Source organism: Nocardia sp. CA-151230 (assembly GCF_050942175.1).
Classification (GTDB): Bacteria; Actinomycetota; Actinomycetes; order Mycobacteriales; family Mycobacteriaceae; genus Nocardia.
In genome coordinates this window covers 9,101,415-9,124,355 of the sequence record NZ_CP192061.1, presented here as the reverse complement: position 1 = coordinate 9,124,355, position 22,941 = coordinate 9,101,415, and the positions used below count along the sequence as shown (strand labels likewise).

Genomic DNA, 22,941 nt, shown 5'->3' with positions numbered 1-22,941 from the left:
CTTCCGTATTTGCGGATCTATTCTGCTTGTCATGCCCGAAATTCGGATTCGTGACGCAGCCCAGCTGCTGGGCGTCAGCGACGACACCGTGCGCCGCTGGATCGACGGTGGCGTGCTGTCCGCGCGCAAGGACGAGTCCGGTCGCCTGGTGGTGGATGGCAGCGAGCTCGCGGAACTGGCCGTCGAGCAGGCTCGCACTCCGCAGACCCGGATGGCTAGTGCCAGTTCGGCACGCAATCGTTTTCCCGGACTGGTCACCAGAGTGGTGGCCGATACCGTGATGGCACAGGTGGAGATGCAATGCGGACCGTTCACAGTCGTGTCGTTGATGAGCAGCGAGTCGGTGCGCGAGCTGGGGCTGCAACCCGGCAGCGTGGCGTGGGCGAGCGTGAAGGCCACCACGGTGGTGGTGGAGACCGCCACGGAAACCGGTGGCACGGCCTAGGTTCCAGGTCCGGAGCCGCGCTGGCCGCGACCGCGGTACTGGGCGCGGGTCTGCTGTCGGGCTGCGGTTCCTCCTCGGACAGCAGTGACACCAAGACGATCACGGTCTTCGCGGCCGCCTCGCTCAAGCAGGTGTTCACTCAGCTGGGCACCAAGTACGAGAGCGCTCACCCCGGCACGAAGGTGACCTTCTCCTTCGCCGGTTCCTCGGATCTGGTGGCGCAGTTGAATCAGGGCGCGCCCGCCGACGTCTTCGCCTCCGCCGATCAGGCGAACATGGACAAGGCGGTGAAGGGCGGCCGGATCACCGACAAGCCCCAGACTTTCGCCACCAATGTCCTCACCATCGTGACGCCGCCGGGCAATCCGGCGCACATCGGTTCGCTGGCGGATCTGTCCAAGTCCGGCTTGCGCCTGGTGGTGTGTGCGCCGCAGGTGCCGTGCGGTTCTGCCACCAAGAAGGTGACCTCCGGTGCGGGCGTGTCGATTTCGCCGGTCAGCGAGGAGTCCTCGGTGACCGACGTGCTGGCCAAGGTGACCTCGGGGCAGGCCGACGCGGGCCTGGTCTACGTCACCGACGCGGCGGGCGCTGGTACCAAGGTGACGACGGTGAACTTCCCCGAGTCCGCGACCGCGGTGAACACCTATCCGATTGCCACCGTGGCGGATTCGAAGAACGCCGCGGCCGCCGAGGACTTCGTCACGCTGGTCACCGGGCCCGATGGCCAGCAGGCGCTGCAGCAGGCCGGTTTCGGGCGGCCGTGATCAAACCCCCGGTCTGGCTGCTGCTGCCGGCGGCCATCGGCTTCGTGCTGGTGGCCGGTCCGCTGGTGGCGCTGACCGGGGCGGTGGACTGGTCGCATTTCCTGGATCTGATCACCTCGGAGTCCTCGCGGGTGGCGCTGCTGCTGAGCCTGCGCACCTCCGTTGCGGCCGCGCTGCTGTGCGTACTGCTGGGTGTGCCGATGGCCGCGGTGCTGGCCCGCTCGCGCTGGCGGGCGCTGCCGGCGCTGCGTGCACTGGTGTTGCTGCCCTTGGTACTACCACCGGTGGTGGGTGGTCTGGCGCTGCTGTACCTGTTCGGGCGGAACGGGCTGGTGGGCCACCAGCTGGAGTCGCTCGGCATCCGCATCGCGTTCAGCACGACCGCGGTGGTGCTGTCGCAGACCTTCGTGGCGCTGCCGTTCCTGGTGATCACGCTGGAGGGCGCGATGCGCACCGCGGGTGACCGCTACGAACGCATTGCCGCGACGCTCGGGGCGCGGCCGTCGCACGTATGGTGGCGGGTGACATTGCCGCTGCTGCGCCCGGCACTGGTATCGGGCACGATCCTGGCCTTCGCCCGCGCCCTGGGCGAGTTCGGCGCGACACTCACCTTCGCGGGAAGCCTGCAGGGGAAGACCCGCACGCTGCCGCTGGAGATCTATCTCCAGCGCGAGTCCGATCCGGATGCCGCCGTGGCGCTTTCGCTGCTGCTGGTGCTGGTCGCGGCGGTGATCGTGCTGGTGGCCTACCGGCGGCCGGAGGCGCGCTAGCGTGGCTGCCATGTCGCCGATATTCGCCTCCCGTGCCGAGCGCATCGTCGAAGCGCTGCTGACCGCCGGCCCGCAGCTGGCCGCCTCGGTCGGCGACCACCGCGCCGATCATCGACTCCCCGACTGGTCGGCGGAGGCGGTGCGCGGGCACGCCGAGCTGCTGCGCGAGGCCTCGCACACCCTGGCCGAGGTCGATCCGGACGACCTGGCCCCCGCGGACGGCGTCGATCTCGCGCTCCTGCAGCAGCGGGTCGACGGCCTGCTGTTCGAGCTCATCGAAATCCGTGAGCACGAGTGGAATCCGCTCGTGCACAATCCCGGACCGCTGATCCACCACCTGATGGCGCGGCCGTTCGCGCCCGCCGAGGTGCGGCTGGCGGCGCTGCGCGACCGGCTGGCGGCGCTGCCCGACGCGCTGGCCACCGCCCGCGCGCTGCTCGGCGAGATGCCTCGCGTACACGTCGAGACCGCCATCGGCCAGTTCGGCGGCGTGACCGCGCTGGTGCGTGACCAGGTGCCCGCGCTGGCCGCCGAGGTGCCCGGCTTCGAGATCGAACCCGCTGCCACCGCGGCGATGTCGGCGCTGACCGACTTCACCTCGTGGCTCACCGGCCGGGTCGAGGGCGCGGACCGCGATCCGCGTCTGGGCCGCAGGCTGTGGGAGGCCAAGCTCTGGCACACCCTGGACACCGAGCTGGGTGCGCGGGAGATCCTGGACCGCGCGCACCGGCACCTGGATCAGCTGACCGGCGAGATCCGCTCCGCGGCAGGCGAACTGCTGGGTGTCGCGAATCCGGATGCGGAGACCGTCCGCCGGGCCCTGGCGCAATTGTCGGCGGACCGCCCGGCCGATGACACGGTGGTCGCGGTGGCGGCCGCGGCGCTGGCGGAGGCCACCGCCTTCGTCCGTGACCACGACCTGGCCACCCTGGTCGAGGATCCACTGGTCATCCAGAAGATGCCGGAGTTCGCGCGCGGGGTGGCGGTGGCGTACTGCGATCCGGTCGGCCCGCTCGAAACCGCCGAGCTGCCCACATTTTTCGCCATCGCACCGACCCCGGCGGACTGGTCGCCCGAGCGGGTGACCTCGTTCTATCGCGAATACAACAACCACATGATGCGCAATCTGACCGTGCACGAGGCCATGCCCGGTCACTATCTGCAACTCGCCCGGTCGCGCCGCTTCCGCGGCTCCACCCCCGTGCGTGCGCTGTGCTGGAGCGGCACGTTCATCGAGGGCTGGGCGGTCTATACCGAGAAACTCATGGCCGACCACGGTTTCGGCGGCCTGCCGGTGCGGTTGCAGCAGCTGAAGTCCCACCTGCGCATGACCATCAACGCCATCCTCGACCAGTCGGTGCACTGCGACGGCATGACCGAAGCCGAGGCCCTGCGGCTGATGCGGGACCGCGGCCTCCAGGAGGAGGGCGAGGCCGCCGGCAAGTGGCGCCGCACCCTGCTCAGCTCCACCCAGCTCTCGACCTATTTCGTCGGCTACACCGAGGTCGCCGCCGTGGCCGCGGCTCGCCCGGCCGCCACTCCCCTGCGTGACTGGCACGACGCCATGCTGTCCCACGGCTCCCCCGCCCCGCGCCATCTGCGCACCCTGCTCGGGATCGACGGGAGCTGATTCGATGACCAGCGGACTGGCGGTATCCGCGCGCCTGGCGGACCGGGATTTCGAGGTGCGGCTGGACATTCCGGCCGGGGAAGTGCTGGCCGTGCTCGGCCCCAACGGCGCGGGAAAGTCGACTCTGCTGGATGTGGTTGCCGGACTGGTGATTCCGGACGAGGGCCAGGTCCGGCTGGGCGAGCGGGTGCTGACGGACGTCGCGAAAGGCATTGCGGTGGCGCCGCATCGGCGGGCCGTCTCGTTGCTGGCGCAGGAGGCTCTGCTCTTCCCTCATCTGTCGGTGGCCGCGAATGTGGCCTTCGGGCCGCGCAGCCGGGGCGTGCGCGGCCGGGCCGCCACCGCTCTCGCACGGGAATGGCTGCGGGCCGTCGATGCCGAGGAATTCGCGGACCGGTCGCCCCGGTCACTGTCCGGCGGTCAGGCGCAGCGCGTTGCCCTGGCGCGCGCGCTGGCCGTGCACCCCCGGGTGTTGCTGCTGGACGAGCCGATGGCCGCGCTGGATGTGACCGCGGCGCCTGCCATGCGGGCGCTGCTGCGGAGAGTCCTGCGGGAACCTCCGTCCGGCAGTGCGGACGACGGAAATGGCGAGTCGGTCGCCACCGCACGGGATATCGCCGCGCATCCCGTGACGCTGCCGGATGCCCGGCCCAGCGCCACGATTCTGGTGACACACGACATCATCGACGCGGTGACCCTGGCCGATCGGGTCATGGTCATCGAGGCCGGGCGGGTGATCGAGTCCGGTTCGGTGGCTGCGGTATTGGCGCGACCCCGCAGCCGGTTCGCAGCCCGGATCGCCGGAGTCAACCTCATCATGGGGGCGGCCGTGAGCGGCGGCAGCGCCGGGCTGGGTGCGGTCACGGACGGGACGGTCGAGGTCTTCGGCAGGTCCGAGGGCAAGTGGACGGCCGCCGGCCGGGCGGCGGCGGTGTTCTCGCCGGTGGCGGTGGCGGTCCACCTGGAGCATCCGGAGGGCAGTCCCCGCAATGTGTTCCGGGTGCGGGTGGCGGAGCTGGAGGATCGCGGCGGTCTGGTGCGGGTACGCGGGGTGGACGGTCCGGGGGCGGCCGCGGGCCTGGCGGCGGATCTGACTCCGGCCGCCGTGGCCCAGCTCGGTGTCGTTCCCGGGATGGAGGTGTACTTCGCGGTGAAGGCGACCGAAGTAGAGGTCTATCCGTATTGACCTGTCGCCGGACGCATTCAGGCGGCCGCCAGGGCGCGCAGGCCCTCGGCGCAGTTCGAATACTGTGGCTTCCAGCCGAGTTCGGCCTCGGCCTTGGCATTCGAGACCCGCATGCTGGCCCGCGTCATCTCGTACAGGTACGCCATGGGCCGCAGCAGCGCGCCGGGCACGGTGAACGGCTTGGGCGTGCCGAAGGTTTCGGCCACCAGCCGCACGTGCGCCCCGAAGCCGAGCGGGCCGTCGTCGACGATGTTGTAGGCCGATCCGGGGGTCCCGCCCTCGACGGCGTACGCCATGGCCGCGCCCGCGTCGGCGAGGTTGATCCAGGGCAGCACCCGCCCGTGGTCGTTCACCGCGGGCAGCTGCCGCTTGCGCAGCATCTCGACGATCGATTCGGTGCCGCCCTGTCCGTAGAAGAAGCCGTAGCGCAGTGAAATCCCCTCGATGCCAGGGGTGTTCAGCATGAGCTCCTCCTTCACGCGCATGCCCTCCAGGTGCCGGACGTCCGGTCCCTTTCCGCCGCGGCCGAATTCGTCGGTCTCGGTGAGGACGTGGTCGCCGAAGTCGCGGTAGCCGTAGCCGAAGACCATCGATTCGGCGATCATGCGCCGTGCCCCGACCAGCTGTGCGGCCGCCACCAGGTTGGCGGTGCCGGTGACGCGCAGGTCGTCGGTGGCGTACATGTCACGGTGCCGCATGGGCGCCTTGCGCAGCGCCGTGGCCGCGTGCACGACCGTGTCGACGGTCAGCCCCTCGACCGCGCGCAGCAGCTGGTCGCGGTCCATCAGGTCGGCGACCACGTCGTTGCCGGCGCCCCTTCCGAGGGACAGAACCGTGTAGCCGTGCTCCTGCAGGGCGTGGGTGATATGCCCGCCGAGGACGCCGCTCGCACCTGCCAGGAGGATGTTCTTGGTGTCGTTCATGTCCATGGGACAAGGAATGCCCGCCGGAAGTGACACCACACGTCTGTGATCCATGACACAGTTTCTGGCGTGACATTCTTGTCGCCGGATGCGGGCCGCGCCCACAATCGGATCACGACGAACAGCTGGAGGACGCATATGACGCTGGATCTGAACAGCGACCTCGGCGAGGGCTTCGGCGACTACACCATGGGTGACGACGCCGCCATGCTGGACGTGGTCACCAGCGCCAATATCGCGTGCGGATTCCACGCCGGGGATCCGGCCATCATGCGCCGCACCTGCGCGCTGGCCGTCGAGAAGGGCGTCCGCATCGGCGCGCACGTCGGCCATCGTGATCTGCCCGGGTTCGGTCGCCGTGCCATCGCGATCGCCCCGGCCGCGCTGCGTGACGAGACGCTGTATCAGATCGGCAGCCTCGACGCCTTCGCCCGCGCCGCCGGAGACCGGGTGCGCTACGTGAAACCCCATGGCGCGCTGTACCACCAGGCCGCCGCGGACCGTGCGCTCGCGGACGCCATCGTCCTCGCGCTGCGGGAGTTCGATGCACGGCTGGCCCTGCTGGGCCCGGCCGGTACCGAGCTCGAGCGGGCGGCGCTGGCCGCCGGAACCCCGTTCGTCGGTGAGGGTTTCGCCGATCGCGCCTATACGCCGGAGGGGCTGCTCGCACCGCGCGGACTGCCGGGCTCGGTGCTCGGTGCGGACGCGGCGGTGACGCAGGCGCTGTCGATCGCGCGGGACGGCAAGGCGACCAGCGTGGACGGCGGCACGGTGGCGGTGACGGCGGCCAGTATCTGCGTGCACGGCGATACGCCGGCCGCGGTCGAGATGGCGCGCCGGATTCGGGCCGCGCTCGACGAATCCGGCACGTCCGTCCGGGCTTTCGCGTGATCCGGGGTGGATGGTTATGACCGATCCCGTTGAATTCGACGACGTCGGCGAGGTGCGGGCGGCGGGTGACCGTGCGCTGCTGGTGATTCCACCGCTGCGCGCCATGGTGGCCGATCTGGTGTCCGCCCTGCAGCCGCGTCCGACGGGGGTGGTCGATGTTCTGCCGGCCGCGGAAACGGTGCTGGTGACGCTGGATTCGCAGCGATCGGCGGTTTCGGTGCGAAAGCAGCTGCGGGTCTTGCTGGTCCGGCTCGACGCGGCGGCCCGGGTCACCGCCGGTGACCGCAGCCGGCCCGGTCGGCGGCCGGACCGGACCGGCCATCCGTTCGATGCGGTGGCCGGCAACGGCGCCCCCGTCGAGCCCGTGGTGATCCCGGTCCGCTACGACGGCGAGGATCTGCCCGAGGTCGCGCGCCTGCTCGGCCTGACCGCGGCCGAGGTCGTCGCCCAGCACACCGGCACCGTATGGCGTTGTGCCTTCGTGGGTTTCGCGCCCGGCTTCGGCTATCTCGAATCGCCGGACGGCCGCCTGACCGTGCCGCGGCGGGCTCGGGCCCGCACCGCAATCCCCGCGGGGGCGGTGGCGCTGGCGGGCGGCTATTCGGCCGTCTACCCCCGCCGCAGCCCGGGCGGCTGGCAGCTGATCGGGACCACCGACCTCTCGATGTGGGATGTGGATCGGGACCCGCCCGCCCTGGTGCGGGCGGGCGCCCGGGTCCGATTCGTGGATGTGGGGACGGGCTCATGAGCGGATTACGTGTCGTCCGAGTCGGCCCCCTGGCCACCATTCAGGACCTGGGCCGCCCGGGCTGGTTCGACTCCGGGGTGGGCACCGCGGGCGCGGCGGACCGTGCTTCGCTGCGGCTGGCCAATCGCCTGGTCGGGAATCCGGAGGGCGCGGCGGGTATCGAGGTGCTGCTGGGCGGTCTGGAACTGCTCGCCGATCAGCACGTCACGGTGGCGGTGACCGGCGCACCGGCCCCGGTCACCGTCGACGACCGCCCCATGGGCGCGGCCAGCGTGCTGGAAATCGAGGAGGGGCAACGGCTCCGGCTCGGCATCGCCGGCACCGGCCTGCGCACCTATGTGGCGGTGCGCGGCGGCATCGAGGTCGCGCCGGTGCTGGGCTCCCGCAGTCGCGACACCCTCTCCGGCATCGGCCCCGACCCGCTGCATCCGGGCGATCTGCTCCCGGTGGGAAAGCCGCCGCGGGCGCTGCCCATCGTGGATGTCGCGCCGGTGCCGGCGCTGGGCAACGACCTGCTCACGGTACGTGCCGTGCCCGGTCCGCGGGCCGACTGGTTCACCGACGCCGCCGCCCTCTTCGCGGGCGAGTGGACGGTCTCCCCGGACACCGACCGGATCGGCGCGCGGCTGGACCGGCGCAGCGGGCCTGCCCTGCGGCGCAGCGTACCGAGCGAATTACCCACGGAGGGTATGGCTTTGGGCTCGGTGCAGGTGCCGCCCAGCGGCCAGCCCGTCGTCTTCCTGGCGGATCATCCGATCACCGGCGGTTATCCGGTGATCGCGGTGGTGGTCGATGCCGATGTGGACTGCGTGGCGCAGGCCCGCCCGGGTCAGGCCCTTCGCTTCCGGAAGGTCGACTGACGCGGATTCCGTTGCGCTGCCGGAGGATCGCCGGAGTCGCTACTTCAGCGTCGCGTGCATGAGGTACACGTTGTAGCTGTTCCACGCCGACATGGTGAAGTACAGGTCCTTCCCGCTCGACCACGGATGGATGTACCCGCCGTAGGTCGTCGGATAGTCGTCGGTGTCGACCAGGGTCACCGGATCGGTCCAGGTGCCCTGTGGTTCGGCGGCGGTGCGCAGCACGATGGCGTGGCGGTCCAGATCCAGGTAGACCATCTGCCACTGCCCGGTCGACTCGTCGTAGCGCACCGACAGCTCACCGGCGGTCCCGGACAGGATCGGCGTGGCGAGCTGTTCGTCTGGCCCCAGGGCAGGCACCCAGGTATCGGCGATCCAGTACTGGTAGGCCGACTTGTTGAGCACCTGGCCGGCGGGCACCCGGGCCAGCCCGATGGTGCCGAACCGCCCGTTGGGCGTGCCGAACATGTACACGTACCCGTCGTGCGGCGCCATGCCCATGACCTGGAACCGTCCCAGCCCGAAGAAGTTGTCCCAGCGCGCCCATTCGGATTTGGTCCAGGTCGCGCCGTTGTCGTCGGACCAGGCCAGCCCGCCCAGATTGGTCCACCACATGCCCGGCTTGTGGCGACTCCACCGGGCTATCGACATGTAGGTCAGGTACTGCCGCCCGTTCAGCGCGAAGCCGGAGGTCGGGATGGTGGTGATCTCGAAGTTGTCGATTTTGCGGCTGCTCAGGATCTCGGCGGCGTGACAGCGGCTGTCCTGGGCGAAGGTGTCCAGCAGCAGGCCCTGGGAGAGATCGCGATTGCTGCTGAACGCGATGGAATTGCTGCGCCAGTCCTGGTCCCCGGTGCCCGCGCCGATCGGCCCCCAGCCCTTGCCGAAGGTGTCACCGAAGGCGACGGCGATCTGCCCGGGCTCGGACTCCCACATGATGCCCAGGTCGGTGCCGTCCACCGACCAGCGCATATCGGTGCGATTGGTGGAGCCGTGCCCGGTCACCTGGTTCACCAGCGCCAGCGAGCCGAGCTCGGCAGGGGCCACGGGAGCGGCGACGGGCGCGGGAGCCATTGGCTGCACGGCGGGCGCGGGCTGGGGCTGCGGTGGCTCGGGATCGCCGCCGGGCACCGGGATCGGGACGGTCTCCGGAACCTGGTCCATCTGGATGTGCGGCAGCTGAATCCCGCCGGAGCCGCTGTCGGCCTGCGGTGCGGGGGTGGGTTCGGGCGCCGGTTCCGGGGTGGGTTGGTCATCGCCGGTGCCCGGATCTCCGGAGGAGTCGGGCGAGTCACCAGGAGGATCGGCCGGATCACTCTCGGGCGCAAGGGTTTCCGGCCTGGGACTCTGGTCGTTGCGCAGGTCCGGGCACGGATTGACACACGGGTCCGCGGGCAGCGGCGCGGGATCGATACGGGTGTCGTCCTGCCGCGGACCCGGGATGGGGACCGGCGTGAACTGCGGGACCGGGACCGGAATGTGGATGGTGTTGTCGGGCGGTTGTGGTTGCGGCAGTGGCACATCCGGGTCGGGTTCGCGGGCCAGCGGATCGAATCCCGTTTCGCCGCAGGCGTTCAACGGCGGCGGGGCCCAGGGGGCCGAGGGAGCGGCGGTGGCGGGTGTGGCGGGCAGCAGCATGACCGCGGCCATTGCCAGGCTGGAGAGCGCAAGGGCCGCAGGTGCTTCGGAGCGCCGCGCAATCATCCGTGGTGCGTCTCCTCGTCCGTGATCGGATCCACCTCACCGTAGTCGTCCGGGCCACATCCGCGGAGCTGTCTCGTCGTGTCGCCGGAGGGGTGTGACCGAGCCGATACCTGTATCGGCTACGTACCGACCCGTCGGCGTGAATTGGCGGCAATGGCCAGGACGCCGCCGGCATAGACCGCCGCCGCGGCCACCACCACCGCAGGTGAGCGGCCGTCCGCCGGAATCAGTACCGCGGTACCCGCCAGCGCCAGGACGAAGGTGATGTTGAAGACCGTGTCCTGCAAGGCGAAGACCTGCCCGCGGTGCGCGTCGTCGATATCGATCTGCATGGCCGCGTCCCCGGTCAGCTTGATGACCTGGCCCACCAGCCCGAGCAGGAAGGCCGCCGCCAGCAACAGCAGCTCCGCCCGCCGCTCGGCGTCCCCGGTGGCGACGGTGATCGGTGTGACCAGGCCCAGCTGTACCGCGATCGCCGTCACCAGGCCGGTCACCACCGTCCGCGGCCGGCCGAGCCGGGGAATCAGCACCGGCGCGACCACGGCCGCCGTGAGCATGCCCGCCCCGGTCGCGGTGATGGCCGCGCTGAATTTCGCGAGATGCGTCCCCACCGCGGCCTCGTCGCCGCGGCGCAGCACCAGCACCATCAGCAGGGTGTCCGCGCCGAAGACGATGCGGTGCGCGCCGATCCCCAGGAAGGTCGTGGTCACCTCCCGGGACCGCCAGGCCGCGGTGGCGCCCTCACGCAGTCCGGCGGCGATGGCCCGCACCGTGCTCCACCCGCCTCGCGCCGCGGCGTGTTCGCCGCGGTCGGGTCCCAGTGCGTGGGGCCGGAATCCGGCCACCACCAGCCCGCCCGCGATCGAACCGGAGGCGCTGCCGGCCGCGGCCACCGCCGAGCCGAAGTCGCCCGCCCCGATCAGCCCGATGACCGAGAAGGCCAGGCCCGCGCCCAGGATCGCGCACCCCGAGGCCACCGTCGCCAGCACCGAATTCATCGGGACCAGCCAGCGCTGGGCCAGCACCTTGGGCAGCGACGCGGACACCCCGGCGCCCACGAACCGGCTCACCCCGACCACGGACAGCGCGCCCAGCAGCAGCGGGGTGGCGTGCACCCCGGCCAGCAGGCCCGCCGCGGTCGCCACGATGAGCAGCGCGCGCAGTACGTTCGCGTAGAGCAGCACCCGGCGGCGATCCCAGCGGTCGAGCAGCGCGCCCGCGTATGGGCCGATGATCGAATACGGCAGCAGCAGGGCCGCGAAGCCTCCGGCGATGGCCAGCGGATCGGTCTGGCGTTCGGGGTTGAACAGAATCGCGCCCGAGAGCGCGGCCTGGAACATGCCGTCGCCGAACTGTCCGGACACCCGGACCAGCGTCAGCCGCAGGGTGCCGGGATTCTCGCGGAGCGCGGTCGCGACCGCGGTCAGCCGGGCGCGCAGGGTGGCCGGCGGCGGCGCCGCGGTCACCGGGACGGATGCGTGGTCACCAGCGCGAAGACGGCCGCGCGCATATCGTCGGCCATCGGCAGGTTGTCGACGGTGTCGGCGTCGATCCACTGGAATCGGTCGTGCTCGAGGGGGTCCAGCCGGATCTCGGCGGCCTCGGTCTCGACCACGAAGCTGTATTTGCGTACCCGGGACTTGGTGCGGGTGGCGTAGTCGAATCCACCCAGCACGTCGGTGATCCGCACGACGCTCAGCCCGGTCTCCTCGAACAGTTCGCGGGCCACGCAGTCGGCGAAGGACTCGCCGGATTCCACGCCGCCGCCGGGCAGTTCCCACATCCCCCCGTGCGAGCCTTCGGCGACACGCCGCACGACCAGCAGTTTGCCGTCCCGGAAGACGGCCACGCCCACCACGAAATGAGCGATCCCCTCGCTCTCGGCCTGTTGTCGGAGCTCGCGTTCGATGCCCGCGAGTGCCTCGGGTCGCATCCCCCTGCTCTCCCTCTCGTTTCGCTTGCGGCACATCATGATACGGTCGCCGACCGAAACCCGCTGGCGGGTACGACGGCATGCGGGCGGGCGTCACCGCCGCGCACTCACAATCGCCGGGCATTTGCCCGTACCGGTTGCCGAGAGCGTAGTACCTGGTCGGCGGCGTGCGGAGCAGCGCTGCTCTCACGCTAGAATTTAACCCGGAATTCAGGTTGGGCCGCCGTATCGGCCCCTACCCTGGAACCCGATCGGTGCTCGCCGGTGAGAGGAGTACGGCGGTGTCCACCCTCACGACACCACACATCGATATCCATCGTGGCGGCGACCGCATGAAAACCCGTGTGTCGTGGCTGGATTCGAAGCATTCGTTCTCGTTCGGGGAACACTACGATCCCGACAACACCCATCACGGCCTGCTGCTGGTCAACAATGAGGACATCGTCCTGCCCGGCGAGGGCTTCGAGACTCATCCGCACCGGGACATGGAAATCGTTACCTGGGTGCTGAGCGGCAGCCTGGTCCATCAGGATTCGCTGGGGCACAGCGGGGTCATCTATCCCGGCCTGGCCCAGCGCATGAGCGCCGGCACCGGCATCCTGCATTCGGAGAAGAACGATTCCTGGCGGCTCAGCAATGCGCCCGAACACCAGGAGCCGGTGCACTTCGTCCAGATGTGGGTGGTGCCCGACGATTCCGGGCTGACCCCCGGCTATCAGCAGCTGGAGATCGACGACGAGCTGGCCGGCGGCGGCCTGATCACGGTGGCCTCGGGCCTGCCCCGCTACCGCGACCGCACCGCCATCGCCATCGCCAGCAGCCACTCCGCCCTGCACGTGGCCCGGATGTCCGGCGAGGCCGCCGAGATCCGTCTACCGGAGGCCCCCTACCTGCATCTTTTCATCGCGCGCGGCGAGGTGGAGCTGGAGGGGGCCGGCACCCTGTACGAGGGCGACGCGGTGCGGTTGACACGCAGCGGCGGCCAGCGTGTCACCGCGAACATGCCGTCGGAGATTCTGGTGTGGGAAATGCATGCCCGACTCGGCGGGCAATAGCATCGACACATGAACCAGTACCCGCCGCCCGGGCAGTACGGCCAGTACCCGCCGCCGCCCGGAAACTATCCGCCGCCCGGCGGACCGCAGTACTGGCAGGAATCACCGCAGCGCAAGGGCATGGCGATCACCGCGATGGTCTTCGGCATCCTGGGCCTGCTCACCTTCTGGACGGTACTGCTCACCATCGTCGGTGTCCTGTGCGGCGTGCTGGCGATCATTCTCGGCGTGATCGCCGCGACGAAGGCGCGCCGCGGCACGTCCGGCGGCTTCGGAATGGCGCTGGCGGGCGCGATCATGGGCGTCATCAGCCTGATCGGCGGCATCCTGGTCGGCGTGCTGGTGTGGGTCGTTTTCAAGGACACCGGCGGCACCGATCTGATCGACTGCCTGAACAAGGCCGGCGACGACAGGTCCAAGATTCAGCAGTGCCAGGAGGAATTCAACAAGCGTGTCGAGGACAAGTTCAGCGTCACGCTGACGCCCGCGCCTACCCGGTGACCGGATGGCACTCGCGGGTGGCGGCCAGCACCTCGGCCAGTTCGGGGCGAAAGTCCCCTTCCGGTGGGTGAATCCACGTGCGGTAGGCGCTGTGCTCATCCGCGGGAGACGGCAGCACGATGGTGCTGCCCGGCTGCGCTACGGACGCGCAATCGCGGAAAAGGTCTGAGAACAAAGCGGTGTCGTGATACGAGTCGTCCGTGGGGCCGGTCAGGAAGGTCCAGCGGCCCGAGCGCGGGTGGGCGATGACGGGCCCGCAGCGGCGCCGGGCGACCAGGCGGTCGCGGACCCGGCGGCCCAGGTCGGCGGGCATGGTCACGGCTCCGACGGCCCCGACCTCCAACATGATTCGGCTCAGCGCCGAGTCCACCACACCGTAGAGGCCGTGCTCCTTGCGATAGCGCCGGCACCGGGCCAGCGCTTCCTGGGTGGCGGTATACGAGGATGGGTCCAGCGCGCTCATGGCGAACCTCCTGCTACCGACCTTAGGGCCGGGCAATCGGTATGACAATAGTCACACGCCCGCGAGTTCTCCGGCGTAGCATCACTGCTCATGGCACCCGTCTCGCCTACTGTCGCCCGGTGGGAGCTGGTCCTGCGACTGCGCGAACTGCGTGAGCAGTGCGGCTTCGATTCTGCGACCTTCGCCAAGCGCGTCGGCTTCACCCCCGCCAACTGGTCGCATGTGGAGAAGGGTCGGCGCGTCCTCACGGCCACCACCATCGGCCCGGTGCTGGAGCTGCTCGAGGTGGAGGGCGAGGAGCGCGCGGAACTGCTGGAACTGCTGGCGCTGAGCAAGGAGCGCGGCTGGTGGGCCAGGTCCTCGGCGCTGATCGGGCCTGAGCTGCAACGGTATTACGGCATGGAGCTGGGCGCGGAGAGCATCCGCAGCTACGACAGCCTGGTGGTGCCCGGGCTGTTGCAGACCGAGGAATACGCGCGGGCGCTCATCAGCGCCGACGTCATGATCCGTCCCGTCCAGGTGGAACAGCTGGTGGCGGTGCGACTGAAGCGGCAGGAACGGCTGCGCGGCGACGACCGGGTGGAACTCACCGCGGTGATCGGCGAGGCCACGCTGCTACAGCAGATCGGCGGCCCGAAAGTATTGCGCGGGCAACTGGAACATCTGGCAACACTGCTGGACGAGCTGGATTCCATTTCGGTGCGGGTGATTCCGTTCACCGCGACCCGGGGCGCGCTGCTGGGCGGGTCGAGTTTCCATCTGCTGGATTTCGCTTCCGAGAATCTCCCCACCTTCACCTGGGTGGAGAGCGCGGTTTTCGGTGGGGCGGTGGAGGATTCGTCGCAGATTCGCGATCTGCGGTTCGCATTTGTGCGTGCGCTCGACCAATCCCTCGGTCGCGCAGAATCTTTGGAGCTGATCAAACGCTATTCGCAAGGGTAGGATACGCATGCGTAACGGTAAAATGCTGCCCATGCTAAACACCGCGAACTATCAGCCGGTAACCCGCGGCTGGTTCACGTCGTCCCGTACCAATAACGGAAATCAGTGCGTGGAGGTTCGATTCGACGGTGATGCGGTGCTCATCCGCGACAGCAAGTACCGGCGCAATCCGGAACATCGCCTTGAAGACGAGCCCATCATCACCGTCGCCGCGACCGAATGGATGACATTCCTGGCCGCGGTGCTGGGCCGCCGCTCCCTCCGCACCGCGCTCAGCGCGGAGACCGGTGCGGACGGCCACACCACCCTCCGGCACCGCGACACCACCCTGGTCTACACCCCCGGCGAATGGCGCGCCTTCGTCGCCGGGGCCCGCGACGGGGAGTTCGACCGGATACCCGTGCCCGCTTGAGCTGCCCTCGTTCCGAATGCGACAACTGATTTCGTGCCGATGGGGGTAACTCGTCGGGTACGTCCGAAATCGGTTCGGCACTCGACCTCCGGCACGCGTGCATGAGTGCTGACGGCCCTCAGCCGTGCGCCGAAGTCGCGGGGAGGCGGATCTGTGCATACTGGGGATCGTGACTTCGCAGCTGACGCCTCCCTCCGGTATCGACCTGTCCTTCCGTGACGCGGACGTACGGGTGCAGGACGACCTGTTCGCGCACGTCAACGGCAAATGGCTGGAGAGCTACGAGATACCGGCCGACCGGGCGGTGGACGGTGCCTTCCGCACGCTCTACGACCAGGCGGAACTGGATGTGCAGAAGATCATCCAGGACGCCTCGGCGGCCGATGCCGCGCCCGGCACCGAAGAGCGCAAGATCGGCGATCTCTACAACAGCTTCATGGCCGACGAGGCCATCGAGGCGGCGGGCCTGACCCCGATCGCCGAGGAACTGGCCGCCGTGGCCGGCGTCGCCGACCGTTCGGACTTCGCCGCGCTCATCGGCCGCCTGCAGCGCACCGGCGTGGGTGGCGCGCTGGCCTTCTACGTCGACACCGACGACAAGAACTCCACCCGGTACCTGGTGCACGCCACCCAGTCCGGCATCGGCCTGCCCGACGAGTCGTACTACCACAAGGACGAATACGCGGAGATCCGCGAGAAGTACGTCGCCCACATCCGCCGCATGTTCGAGCTGGCCGGGTTGGACCATGACGCCCAGCGGGTTTTCGAGCTGGAGACCAAGCTGGCCGCGGGTCACTGGGACGTCGTGCGCCGCCGCGATGCCGAATTGAGCTACAACCTCACCACTTTCGACGCGCTGGCCGCCGAGAACCCGGAATTCGACTGGACCGCCTGGACTTCCGCGCTGGCCGCGGGCCTGGATCGCTCCGGGGCGGAGCTGTTCGCGGAACTCGTAGTGCGCCAGCCCGATTACGTACGCACCTTCGCCCAGCTCTGGGCCTCGGAATCACTGGCGGACTGGAAGGCCTGGGCGGCCTGGCGGGTGGTGAAGGCCCGCGCGCCGTACCTGACCGCGGATCTGGTGGAGGCCAATTTCGACTTCTACGGCCGCACCCTGACCGGTGCGCAGGAGAATCGGGAGCGCTGGAAGCGCGGCGTCTCCCTGGTGCAGGACCTGCTGGGCGAGGCCGTGGGCAAGCTCTATGTGGCCCGGCACTTCCCGCCGGAGGCCAAGGCCCGCATGGTCGAGCTGGTGGCGAACCTGCAGGAGGCCTACCGCCGCAATATCTCCGAGCTGGAGTGGATGGGCCCGGACACCCGGCAGGCCGCGCTGGCCAAGCTGGAGAAGTTCACTCCCAAGATCGGCTACCCGGAGCAGTGGCGCGACTACGCCGCGGTCACCGTGGATCCGGCCGACGTGGTGGGCAACTACCGCAGCGGCTACGCCGCCGAGCACGACCGCGACCTGAACAAGCTGGGCGGCCCGGTGGACCGCGGCGAATGGTTCATGACCCCGCAGACGGTGAACGCCTATTACAACCCGGGCATGAACGAGATCGTCTTCCCGGCGGCCATTCTGCAGCCCCCGTTCTTCGACATGAACGCCGACGACGCCGCCAACTACGGCGGTATCGGCGCGGTCATCGGGCACGAGATCGGCCACGGCTTCGACGATCAGGGCTCCAAATACGACGGCGACGGCAATATGGTCGACTGGTGGACCGAGTCGGACCGCACCGAATTCGGCAAGCGCACCAAGGCTTTGATCGACCAGTACAACCGGTTCTCCCCCAAGGACCTGTCGGCGGACCACAAGGTCAATGGCGAGTTCACCATCGGTGAGAACATCGGCGACCTGGGCGGTCTCTCGATCGCTCTGGAGGCGTACCGGATCGCCATCGAGGGCCAGGACTCCCCCGTGCTCGACGAACTCACCGGCCTGCAGCGGGTGTTCTTCGGCTGGGCGCAGGTGTGGCGCACCAAGGCACGCACCGAGGAGGCCATCCGCCGCCTCGCCGTGGACCCGCACTCGCCGCCGGAGTTCCGTTGCAATGGCGTGGTCCGCAACCTCGACAGCTTCCACGCCGCCTTCGATGTGCGGCCTGGTGACGAGCTCTATCTGGATCCCGCTGAGCGCGTGAAGATCTGGTAGTCGGGACCGGGCCCTCGCCGAGGTGGCGGGGGCCCCGGTCGGCTAGCGCAGGCGCTCTTCGGTCTCCGCGTCGAAGAAGAAGAGTTCGTCCTGCTTGGGTGTCAGGAGCAGACGGTCGCCCAGTGCGACCTGGAAGCGCCGATCCACCCGCGCGACCACCCGGCCGGAGCGGCTGGACCATTCGTCGGCCACACCGTGCGAATACACGAACGACTCCGATCCCAATTCCTCGAGCAGCTCCACCTCGACCGCGAGCGCATTGCCCGCGTCGGTGGTTACCTCCCAGGATTCGGGCCGGATGCCGATGATCACGCTCTTGCCGTCGATATTGTGTGGCAGCGGGATTCGCAGGTCGTTGAGCACGGCCGCGCCCTCGCGGACCGGTGCGGTCAGCAGGTTCATCCCGGGCGAGCCGATGAACCCGGCGACGAAGGTATTGACCGGATCGTCGTAAAGTTCACGGGGAGCGGCGATCTGCTGCAGCTTCCCGTCCTTCATCACCGCGACCCGGTGCCCCATGGTCATGGCCTCGACCTGATCGTGGGTCACGTACACGGTGGTGGTGCCCAGCCGCTTCTGCAGGGCCGCGATCTGCGAGCGGGTCGAAACCCGCAGTTTGGCATCGAGATTCGACAGCGGCTCGTCCATGCAGAACACCTGCGGCCGCCGCACGATGGCGCGGCCCATGGCGACACGCTGGCGCTGCCCGCCCGACAGCCGCGCGGGCTTACGGTCGAGCAGTTCCTCCAGCTCCAGCATGGCGGCCGCCTCGGTGACGCGAACCCTGGTGTCGGCCTTGCTCATACCCGCATTGCGCAGCGCGAACCCCATGTTCTCGGCCACGGTCATATTCGGGTAGAGCGCGTAGCTCTGGAACACCATGGCGACGTCGCGCGAACGCGGCGGCAGGCCGGTCACGTCGAGTCCGCCGATGCGAATGTGCCCGGCGGTCACCGCTTCGAGACCCGCCAGCATGCGCAGACTGGTGGACTTGCCGCAGCCCGAGGGCCCGACCAGCACCAGGAATTCGCCGTCGGCGATGTCCAGGTTCAGGTCGTCGACCGCGGGGCCGGGCGCACCCGGATAGGTGAGGGAAACTCCCTCGAACTGCACAGTCGCCATGCCGGCGCTCTCCTTGTCCAATGCTCACACTGCCGGGGCCTACGTGGTTACGCAGGCTGCCGCCTCCGGCCCCTGACGTCAGCGTGCGGGTGCGTCTCTACTTGGGCAGCTTGGGCGTGATCTGCCGGTCGATGATCGTCTGCAGCTGGTTGGCGATGTCCCCGAAAGCCGCTGCGGTGTCCCGGTTCTGCAGGCCGATCTGCTCGAGCCCGGTACCGATGATCTGGTCGCCGCCGGGCACGAAAACGCGCGCGTAGTTCTGCGGCTTGGTCAGCGGCAGCTGGTCGATCGCGGTCTTGAAGTTCGGGTTCTTGGCCAGGAAGTCCTGCATGCCCGGATCCTGCTGCGCCGACTTGCGCACCGGCACATAGCCGGTGGCCTGCGAGAAGTACGAGGTGTTGGCCGCATTGGTGATGAACTCGATGAACTTGAGCGCGTTCTCCTTGCGGGCGTCGCTGATCCGCGCCGGAATCGCCAGGCCGGCACCGCCGGTGGTGCAGCCCGCCAGCCCGTTCGGGTGCGGCAGGAAGCCGGTGCCGAACTGCGTCTTGCCCGCGGCATTGGTGTTGATGCTCTTCAGGTCTCCGGTGGAGCCGATGGCCGAGGCGATGATGCCATTGCCGAAGTCGACCGCGTAGGTGGGCCGGATGCTGGCGTACCTCTTGGTATTGATGGAGTCGCGCAGGTAGTTTCCGGCCTTGATGGTGGCCGGGTCGTTGAACTTCAGCTTCCACTCGTCCGAGTACGCGCCGCCGAAGGTCCAGCACGGACCCTGGAAGGTCCAGGCCAGGTAGTTCTTGGCGTCGCCCCAGCCGTGCGCCCACTTGCCGTCGCCCATCACGCTCTGGATCTTCGGGCCCCACTCGTCGAACTCGTCCCAGCTGTTCGGCGTGCGGTCGGGCAGTCCGGCCTTGGCCCAGACGTCCTTGTTGTAGTAGAAGATCTGCGTCGAGCGCGAGTACGGCAGCGCCCAGGTCTTGCCGTTGAACTTGTAGTCACCGACGAAGGTGTCCACGTAGTCGGACACGTTCACCCCGGCCGCGGAGAAGTGGCTGTCCAGCGGCTCTATGGTGCCGTTGAGCGCGTAGTTGAACCACCACACGTCGGACAGGATGACCACGTCGGGCAGTTCACCACCGGAGAGCGCGGCGTTGAACTTGGTCGCGACCTCCTCGTAGTTCTTGCCCGCGTCGACGAGGTTGACCTTCAGGTCCGGGTACTTGGCCTGGAACCGGTTGATGAGCTCGGTTTCCTGGTCCTTGGAGGTACCGGGGTGGTTGGACCAGAACGTGATGGTCTTCGAGTCACCGCCCTGCGTGCCGCCGCCACCGGATCCGGCGCACGCGGTCAGCGCCGCCGCACCCGCGGCCGCGCCGGCCAAGCCGAGAAACCCCCGTCGCGACAGAGCGGGAAAACGTGAATCCGACACAGGAATCTCCTTCTGGGACTTAACCCTTGACCGCACCGGAGGTGAGGCCCTTGATCATCTGGCGCTGGAGCACCAGGAAGACGATGAGGATGGGGAGCATGGTCAGGATGACCCCGGCCATGACGGGACCCCAGTTGGTGACGCTCGGGTTCTCGGTGTTCTGCAGCAGGGTCAGGCCGACCGGCAGGGTGGCCACCCGCGCGTCGTCGGCCATGAGGAACGGCCACAGGTATTCGTTCCATTCGTTCACCAGCGTGACCACCGCGAACGCCACCATGGTGGGTCCGGACATGGGCAGCACCACCCGGGTCAGCAGCCGCCACCAGCCCGCGCCGTCCATCCGCGCGGCCTCGATGACCTCGCTCGGCAGCGACAGGAAGTGATTGCGCATGAGGAAGGTGCCGAAAGCGACGCCGCAGAGCGGAACGATGATGCCCTGGAAGGTGTTTCGCCAGCCCAGCTGGGCGATGAGCGCGTAGTTGGAGATGATGGTGATCTGGTTGGGCACCATGAGCGCCGCGATGATCACCAGGAACACGATGTTCTTGCCGGGGAAGCGCAGGAACACCAGGCCGTAGGCGCTGAGCACGCCCAGCACGAACTTCACCGCCGAGACGATGCCGGTCACGATGATCGAGTTCCGCAGGAACTGCCAGAACGGCAGCGCGGTGGTGGCGTCGTGGTAGTTCGATGCCAGCCAGCGTTCGGGCCAGTAGCGGACCGGCTGGGAGTAGACCTCCGTGTGCGCCATGAAGGAGCGGGTGAGGATGTAGTACAGCGGGACGCCGACGATGATCAGCACGCACACCATGGCGGCGTAGCCGAAAACCTTGGCCCACAGTTCCCGATCGCGGAAGGCGCTCAGCGCGTTGAGCCGGTTCACTTCTCGTCCCCTCGGTCCATGATGCGCACCTGCACCAGCGTCACGATGAGCAGCACCAGGAACATGATGGTGGCGACGGCCGCCCCGTATCCGGCGCGCTGGTTCACCCAGGACTCGCGATAGACCTGATAGATCATGGTGGTGGTGCCGGTGCCGATGGGCCCGCCGCGGGTCATCACGTTGATGAGGTCGAAGACCTGAAGTGAGTTGAGCAGCACCGTGATCGACAGGAAGTAGGTGGTGGGCCGCAGCTGCGGCAGCAACACCCGGGTGAAGGTGGTCCAGCGGCTCGCGCCGTCGATCTCGGCGGCCTCCATGAGATCGACCCGAACCCCTTGCAGCGCCGCCAGATAGATGACGAAGCTGTAGCCCAGGTTCTTCCAGATATAGGTGACCGTGATCATGAACAGCGCCCAGTGCGGGTCCTGCGCGAAGTCGGGCGAGTGAATCCCCATCCGCTCCAGCAGATCCGGGACCAGGCCGAAGCCGGGGTCGAAGATGAACTGGAAGCCCACGCCGATGGCCGCGCCGGAAATGACGTAGGGCGCGAAGATGGCGGATCGGACCACATTGCGCCCGAACAGTTTGCGATCCAGCAGCAGGGCCAGCGCCAGACCCAGCACCATGCTGCCGAGGACGGCGGCGACGGTGAAGATCACCGTATTGCCGACGATCTGCCAGGAGTCGTCGCGGCCGAACCACTCGGTGTAGTTGTCGAAGCCGACCCAGTTCAGGCTGGTCGCCGAGATGTTCCAGTCGGTGAACGACAGGCGGATGTTGTCGACCAGCGGCCGATAGACGAACAGCCCCAGCAGAATCAGGTTCGGCGCGACCAGGACGACGAAGAGCGCATAGTCCTGCCAGGGTCTGCTTCGCCACCCGCGCCCCGGGGGCGTCGGGAGTACTCGTTCGGGCCAAGATCGCACCCGCGCAGCCTTGCGGCTTCGGGCTACTGACTGGTTAATTCCGGATGGAAGATCGCTGAACTGTCGATCGGCGCGCGCCACCGACTGTTCACCGGTCACACCCTCGAGCGGCGCGGACATGCGCCGAATCGTACGACCGCCCAACTTGTTTCGAGACGGAATTCATATGAACGGTCGGCCAACAGCAGGAACGAGCGAGCGCCCCGCCCAAATGGGCGGGGCGCTCGGGCGGCTCTCGGCCGTGCGCTGAAGCCTCGGAGAGGCCGGGGAGCTCAGTTCCAGTCGCCCCAGCCGTCGGAGGTGCTGAAGGTGCCGCCGTTGGTGTTCTTGACGATCACCGGGTCACCCTTCTTCACGTTCTCCTGGAACCACTTGGCGTCCTCGGTGGAGACGTTCAGGCAGCCGTGCGAGGTGTCCGAAACCCCCTGCTGCGCAACGCTCCACGGGGCGGCGTGCACGAAGATGCCACTGTTGGACATGCGGGTGGCGTATTCGACCTCGAGCTTGTAGCCCTGCGGATCGGTCACCGGCACACCGTAGGTGGAGGAATCCATGATCATCTTGCGGTTCTTCTCGCTGATGATGTAGGTGCCGTTCGGGGTCTCGTGATCCTTCTTGCCCATGGAGGTCGGCATGGTCTTCACGACCTCGCCGTTGTGGGTCACGGTGATCTCGTGGGTGGTGTCGTCGGCGGTGGTGATGAACTCGTCGCCGATCTGGTAGGCGACGTCGGTGCCGCCCGCCTGGACGGTCACCTTGGAGCCGGCCGGCCAGAAGTCCTCGGGCCGCCAGCGCACCTGCTTGTCGCCCATCCAGTAGAAGTGGCCGCTCACCTTGTTGGTGGAGGTGATGCGAATCGACTTCTCGGCGGCGGCGTGATCGCCGACCGGGTCCTTGAAGTTGATGATGATCGGCATGGCCACGCCGACCACATCCCCGTCACCGGGGCTGATGTTCGGGGCCGCGAAGTTGGCGGGCGGAATCGGCGACTTGGCGTTCGGGTCGGTGGGCAGCGAGCCCGGCTCGGGCTGCGGCATGACCGCGGAGGGCACACCCGGTACCTCCGGTCCGCCCGGCCATAGCGGAGTCGCTGAGGCGGGTGCTGCCACCACTGCTCCGGTCGCCGCAATGGCGGCGAGGGCGATCAGTCCCGTTTTCCGATACCGGGTATGGCGCACAGCTCGGTCCTCTCAGATCCTCGT

General features: G+C 68.5%; 23 protein-coding genes. 13 read left to right on the top strand and 10 right to left on the bottom strand.

Annotated features, from left to right (window positions below; all coding sequences use genetic code 11):
• The first annotated feature begins 31 nt into the window (after positions 1 to 31).
• Genes ACQP1O_RS42650 through ACQP1O_RS42630 form a run of 5 tightly spaced genes read left to right on the top strand, consistent with a single transcriptional unit; the run spans position 32 to position 4,795 of the window.
• Positions 32 to 445, top strand: coding sequence for a TOBE domain-containing protein (locus tag ACQP1O_RS42650; protein ID WP_433563885.1), 414 nt, complete (start codon positions 32 to 34; stop codon positions 443 to 445).
• A gap of 20 nt (positions 446 to 465) precedes the next feature.
• Positions 466 to 1,209: a molybdate ABC transporter substrate-binding protein gene (gene modA, locus ACQP1O_RS42645; protein WP_433567998.1), complete on the top strand. Its 744-nt coding sequence runs from the start codon at positions 466 to 468 to the stop codon at positions 1,207 to 1,209.
• Positions 1,206 to 1,979, top strand: coding sequence for an ABC transporter permease (locus tag ACQP1O_RS42640; RefSeq protein WP_433563884.1), 774 nt, complete (start codon positions 1,206 to 1,208; stop codon positions 1,977 to 1,979). Before modA ends, ACQP1O_RS42640 begins: the two co-directional genes overlap by 4 nt.
• Positions 1,980 to 1,989: 10 nt before the next feature.
• Positions 1,990 to 3,609: a DUF885 domain-containing protein gene (locus ACQP1O_RS42635; RefSeq protein ID WP_433563883.1), complete on the top strand. Its 1,620-nt coding sequence runs from the start codon at positions 1,990 to 1,992 to the stop codon at positions 3,607 to 3,609.
• 4 nt (positions 3,610 to 3,613) lie between these two features.
• Entirely contained in the window at positions 3,614 to 4,795 is a 1,182-nt protein-coding gene (locus ACQP1O_RS42630; protein ID WP_433563882.1) for a sulfate/molybdate ABC transporter ATP-binding protein, read from the top strand.
• 17 nt (positions 4,796 to 4,812) lie between these two features.
• Here ACQP1O_RS42630 and ACQP1O_RS42625 read toward each other — a convergent pair whose 3' ends face one another.
• Positions 4,813 to 5,724: an NAD-dependent epimerase/dehydratase family protein gene (locus ACQP1O_RS42625; RefSeq protein WP_433563881.1), complete on the bottom strand. Its 912-nt coding sequence runs from the start codon at positions 5,722 to 5,724 to the stop codon at positions 4,813 to 4,815.
• Positions 5,725 to 5,856: 132 nt separating this feature from the next.
• Here ACQP1O_RS42625 and ACQP1O_RS42620 point away from each other — a divergent pair, with 132 nt between their 5' ends.
• From ACQP1O_RS42620 to ACQP1O_RS42610, 3 genes are read left to right on the top strand one after another with little or no spacing between them, the layout of a single operon-like run.
• Positions 5,857 to 6,609, top strand: a complete 753-nt coding sequence (locus ACQP1O_RS42620) for a LamB/YcsF family protein (protein WP_433567997.1) — start codon at positions 5,857 to 5,859, stop codon at positions 6,607 to 6,609.
• Positions 6,610 to 6,625: 16 nt separating this feature from the next.
• Entirely contained in the window at positions 6,626 to 7,357 is a 732-nt protein-coding gene (locus tag ACQP1O_RS42615; RefSeq protein ID WP_433563880.1) for a 5-oxoprolinase subunit B family protein, read from the top strand.
• Positions 7,354 to 8,217 carry a biotin-dependent carboxyltransferase family protein gene (locus tag ACQP1O_RS42610; RefSeq protein WP_433563879.1) on the top strand — a complete coding sequence of 288 codons (864 nt, stop codon included), beginning with the start codon at positions 7,354 to 7,356 and terminating at the stop codon, positions 8,215 to 8,217. Before ACQP1O_RS42615 ends, ACQP1O_RS42610 begins: the two co-directional genes overlap by 4 nt.
• Before the next feature lie 39 nt (positions 8,218 to 8,256).
• Here the strand turns inward: ACQP1O_RS42610 and ACQP1O_RS42605 are convergent, their stop codons facing one another.
• The 3 genes from ACQP1O_RS42605 to ACQP1O_RS42595 all read right to left on the bottom strand — a co-directional run bounded on the left by ACQP1O_RS42605 (position 8,257) and on the right by ACQP1O_RS42595 (position 11,854).
• The gene (locus tag ACQP1O_RS42605) at positions 8,257 to 9,921 is read right to left on the bottom strand and encodes a DUF4185 domain-containing protein (RefSeq protein WP_433563878.1); all 1,665 of its coding nucleotides are present in this window, start codon (positions 9,919 to 9,921) and stop codon (positions 8,257 to 8,259) included.
• A gap of 119 nt (positions 9,922 to 10,040) precedes the next feature.
• Complete coding sequence (locus tag ACQP1O_RS42600) at positions 10,041 to 11,387, bottom strand: MFS transporter (RefSeq protein WP_433563877.1); 1,347 nt, start codon at positions 11,385 to 11,387, stop codon at positions 10,041 to 10,043.
• Positions 11,384 to 11,854: an NUDIX hydrolase gene (locus ACQP1O_RS42595; protein WP_379400771.1), complete on the bottom strand. Its 471-nt coding sequence runs from the start codon at positions 11,852 to 11,854 to the stop codon at positions 11,384 to 11,386. The genes ACQP1O_RS42600 and ACQP1O_RS42595 overlap by 4 nt, the downstream gene beginning before the upstream one ends.
• Positions 11,855 to 12,135: 281 nt before the next feature.
• Between ACQP1O_RS42595 and ACQP1O_RS42590 the strand changes: the two genes are divergently transcribed.
• Together ACQP1O_RS42590 and ACQP1O_RS42585 are read left to right on the top strand one after the other, a co-directional pair.
• Positions 12,136 to 12,909 (top strand): pirin family protein, encoded by a 774-nt coding sequence (locus tag ACQP1O_RS42590; RefSeq protein ID WP_433563876.1) that lies wholly within the window; start codon positions 12,136 to 12,138, stop codon positions 12,907 to 12,909.
• A gap of 9 nt (positions 12,910 to 12,918) precedes the next feature.
• On the top strand, positions 12,919 to 13,410 hold the full coding sequence (locus ACQP1O_RS42585) for a DUF4190 domain-containing protein (protein WP_433563875.1): 492 nt from the start codon (positions 12,919 to 12,921) through the stop codon (positions 13,408 to 13,410).
• Here ACQP1O_RS42585 and ACQP1O_RS42580 read toward each other — a convergent pair.
• Entirely contained in the window at positions 13,400 to 13,873 is a 474-nt protein-coding gene (locus ACQP1O_RS42580) for a hypothetical protein (protein ID WP_433563874.1), read from the bottom strand. The genes ACQP1O_RS42585 and ACQP1O_RS42580 overlap by 11 nt on opposite strands.
• Positions 13,874 to 13,963: 90 nt before the next feature.
• Here ACQP1O_RS42580 and ACQP1O_RS42575 point away from each other — a divergent pair, with 90 nt between their 5' ends.
• The 3 genes from ACQP1O_RS42575 (at position 13,964) to ACQP1O_RS42565 (ending at position 17,379) form a co-directional block, all read left to right on the top strand.
• Complete coding sequence (locus ACQP1O_RS42575) at positions 13,964 to 14,815, top strand: Scr1 family TA system antitoxin-like transcriptional regulator (protein WP_354849086.1); 852 nt, start codon at positions 13,964 to 13,966, stop codon at positions 14,813 to 14,815.
• 31 nt (positions 14,816 to 14,846) lie between these two features.
• On the top strand, positions 14,847 to 15,227 hold the full coding sequence (locus tag ACQP1O_RS42570) for a DUF397 domain-containing protein (protein ID WP_433563873.1): 381 nt from the start codon (positions 14,847 to 14,849) through the stop codon (positions 15,225 to 15,227).
• 169 nt (positions 15,228 to 15,396) lie between these two features.
• Entirely contained in the window at positions 15,397 to 17,379 is a 1,983-nt protein-coding gene (locus ACQP1O_RS42565) for a M13 family metallopeptidase (protein ID WP_433563872.1), read from the top strand.
• Between the two features lie 42 nt (positions 17,380 to 17,421).
• On the opposite strand, the gene ACQP1O_RS42560 is transcribed toward ACQP1O_RS42565, so the two are convergent.
• The 5 genes from ACQP1O_RS42560 to ACQP1O_RS42540 all read right to left on the bottom strand — a co-directional run bounded on the left by ACQP1O_RS42560 (position 17,422) and on the right by ACQP1O_RS42540 (position 22,917).
• Positions 17,422 to 18,501, bottom strand: a complete 1,080-nt coding sequence (locus ACQP1O_RS42560) for an ABC transporter ATP-binding protein (RefSeq protein WP_433563871.1) — start codon at positions 18,499 to 18,501, stop codon at positions 17,422 to 17,424.
• Between the two features lie 97 nt (positions 18,502 to 18,598).
• Positions 18,599 to 19,930, bottom strand: a complete 1,332-nt coding sequence (locus ACQP1O_RS42555) for an ABC transporter substrate-binding protein (protein ID WP_433563870.1) — start codon at positions 19,928 to 19,930, stop codon at positions 18,599 to 18,601.
• A gap of 19 nt (positions 19,931 to 19,949) precedes the next feature.
• A complete protein-coding gene (locus tag ACQP1O_RS42550) occupies positions 19,950 to 20,741 on the bottom strand; it encodes a carbohydrate ABC transporter permease (protein ID WP_433567996.1) in 792 nt (263 codons plus the stop codon).
• Positions 20,742 to 20,809: 68 nt separating this feature from the next.
• Complete coding sequence (locus ACQP1O_RS42545; protein WP_433567995.1) at positions 20,810 to 21,739, bottom strand: carbohydrate ABC transporter permease; 930 nt, start codon at positions 21,737 to 21,739, stop codon at positions 20,810 to 20,812.
• A 272-nt stretch (positions 21,740 to 22,011) separates the two neighbouring features.
• Entirely contained in the window at positions 22,012 to 22,917 is a 906-nt protein-coding gene (locus ACQP1O_RS42540; RefSeq protein WP_433563869.1) for a L,D-transpeptidase, read from the bottom strand.
• Between the last annotated feature and the right edge of the window lie 24 nt (positions 22,918 to 22,941).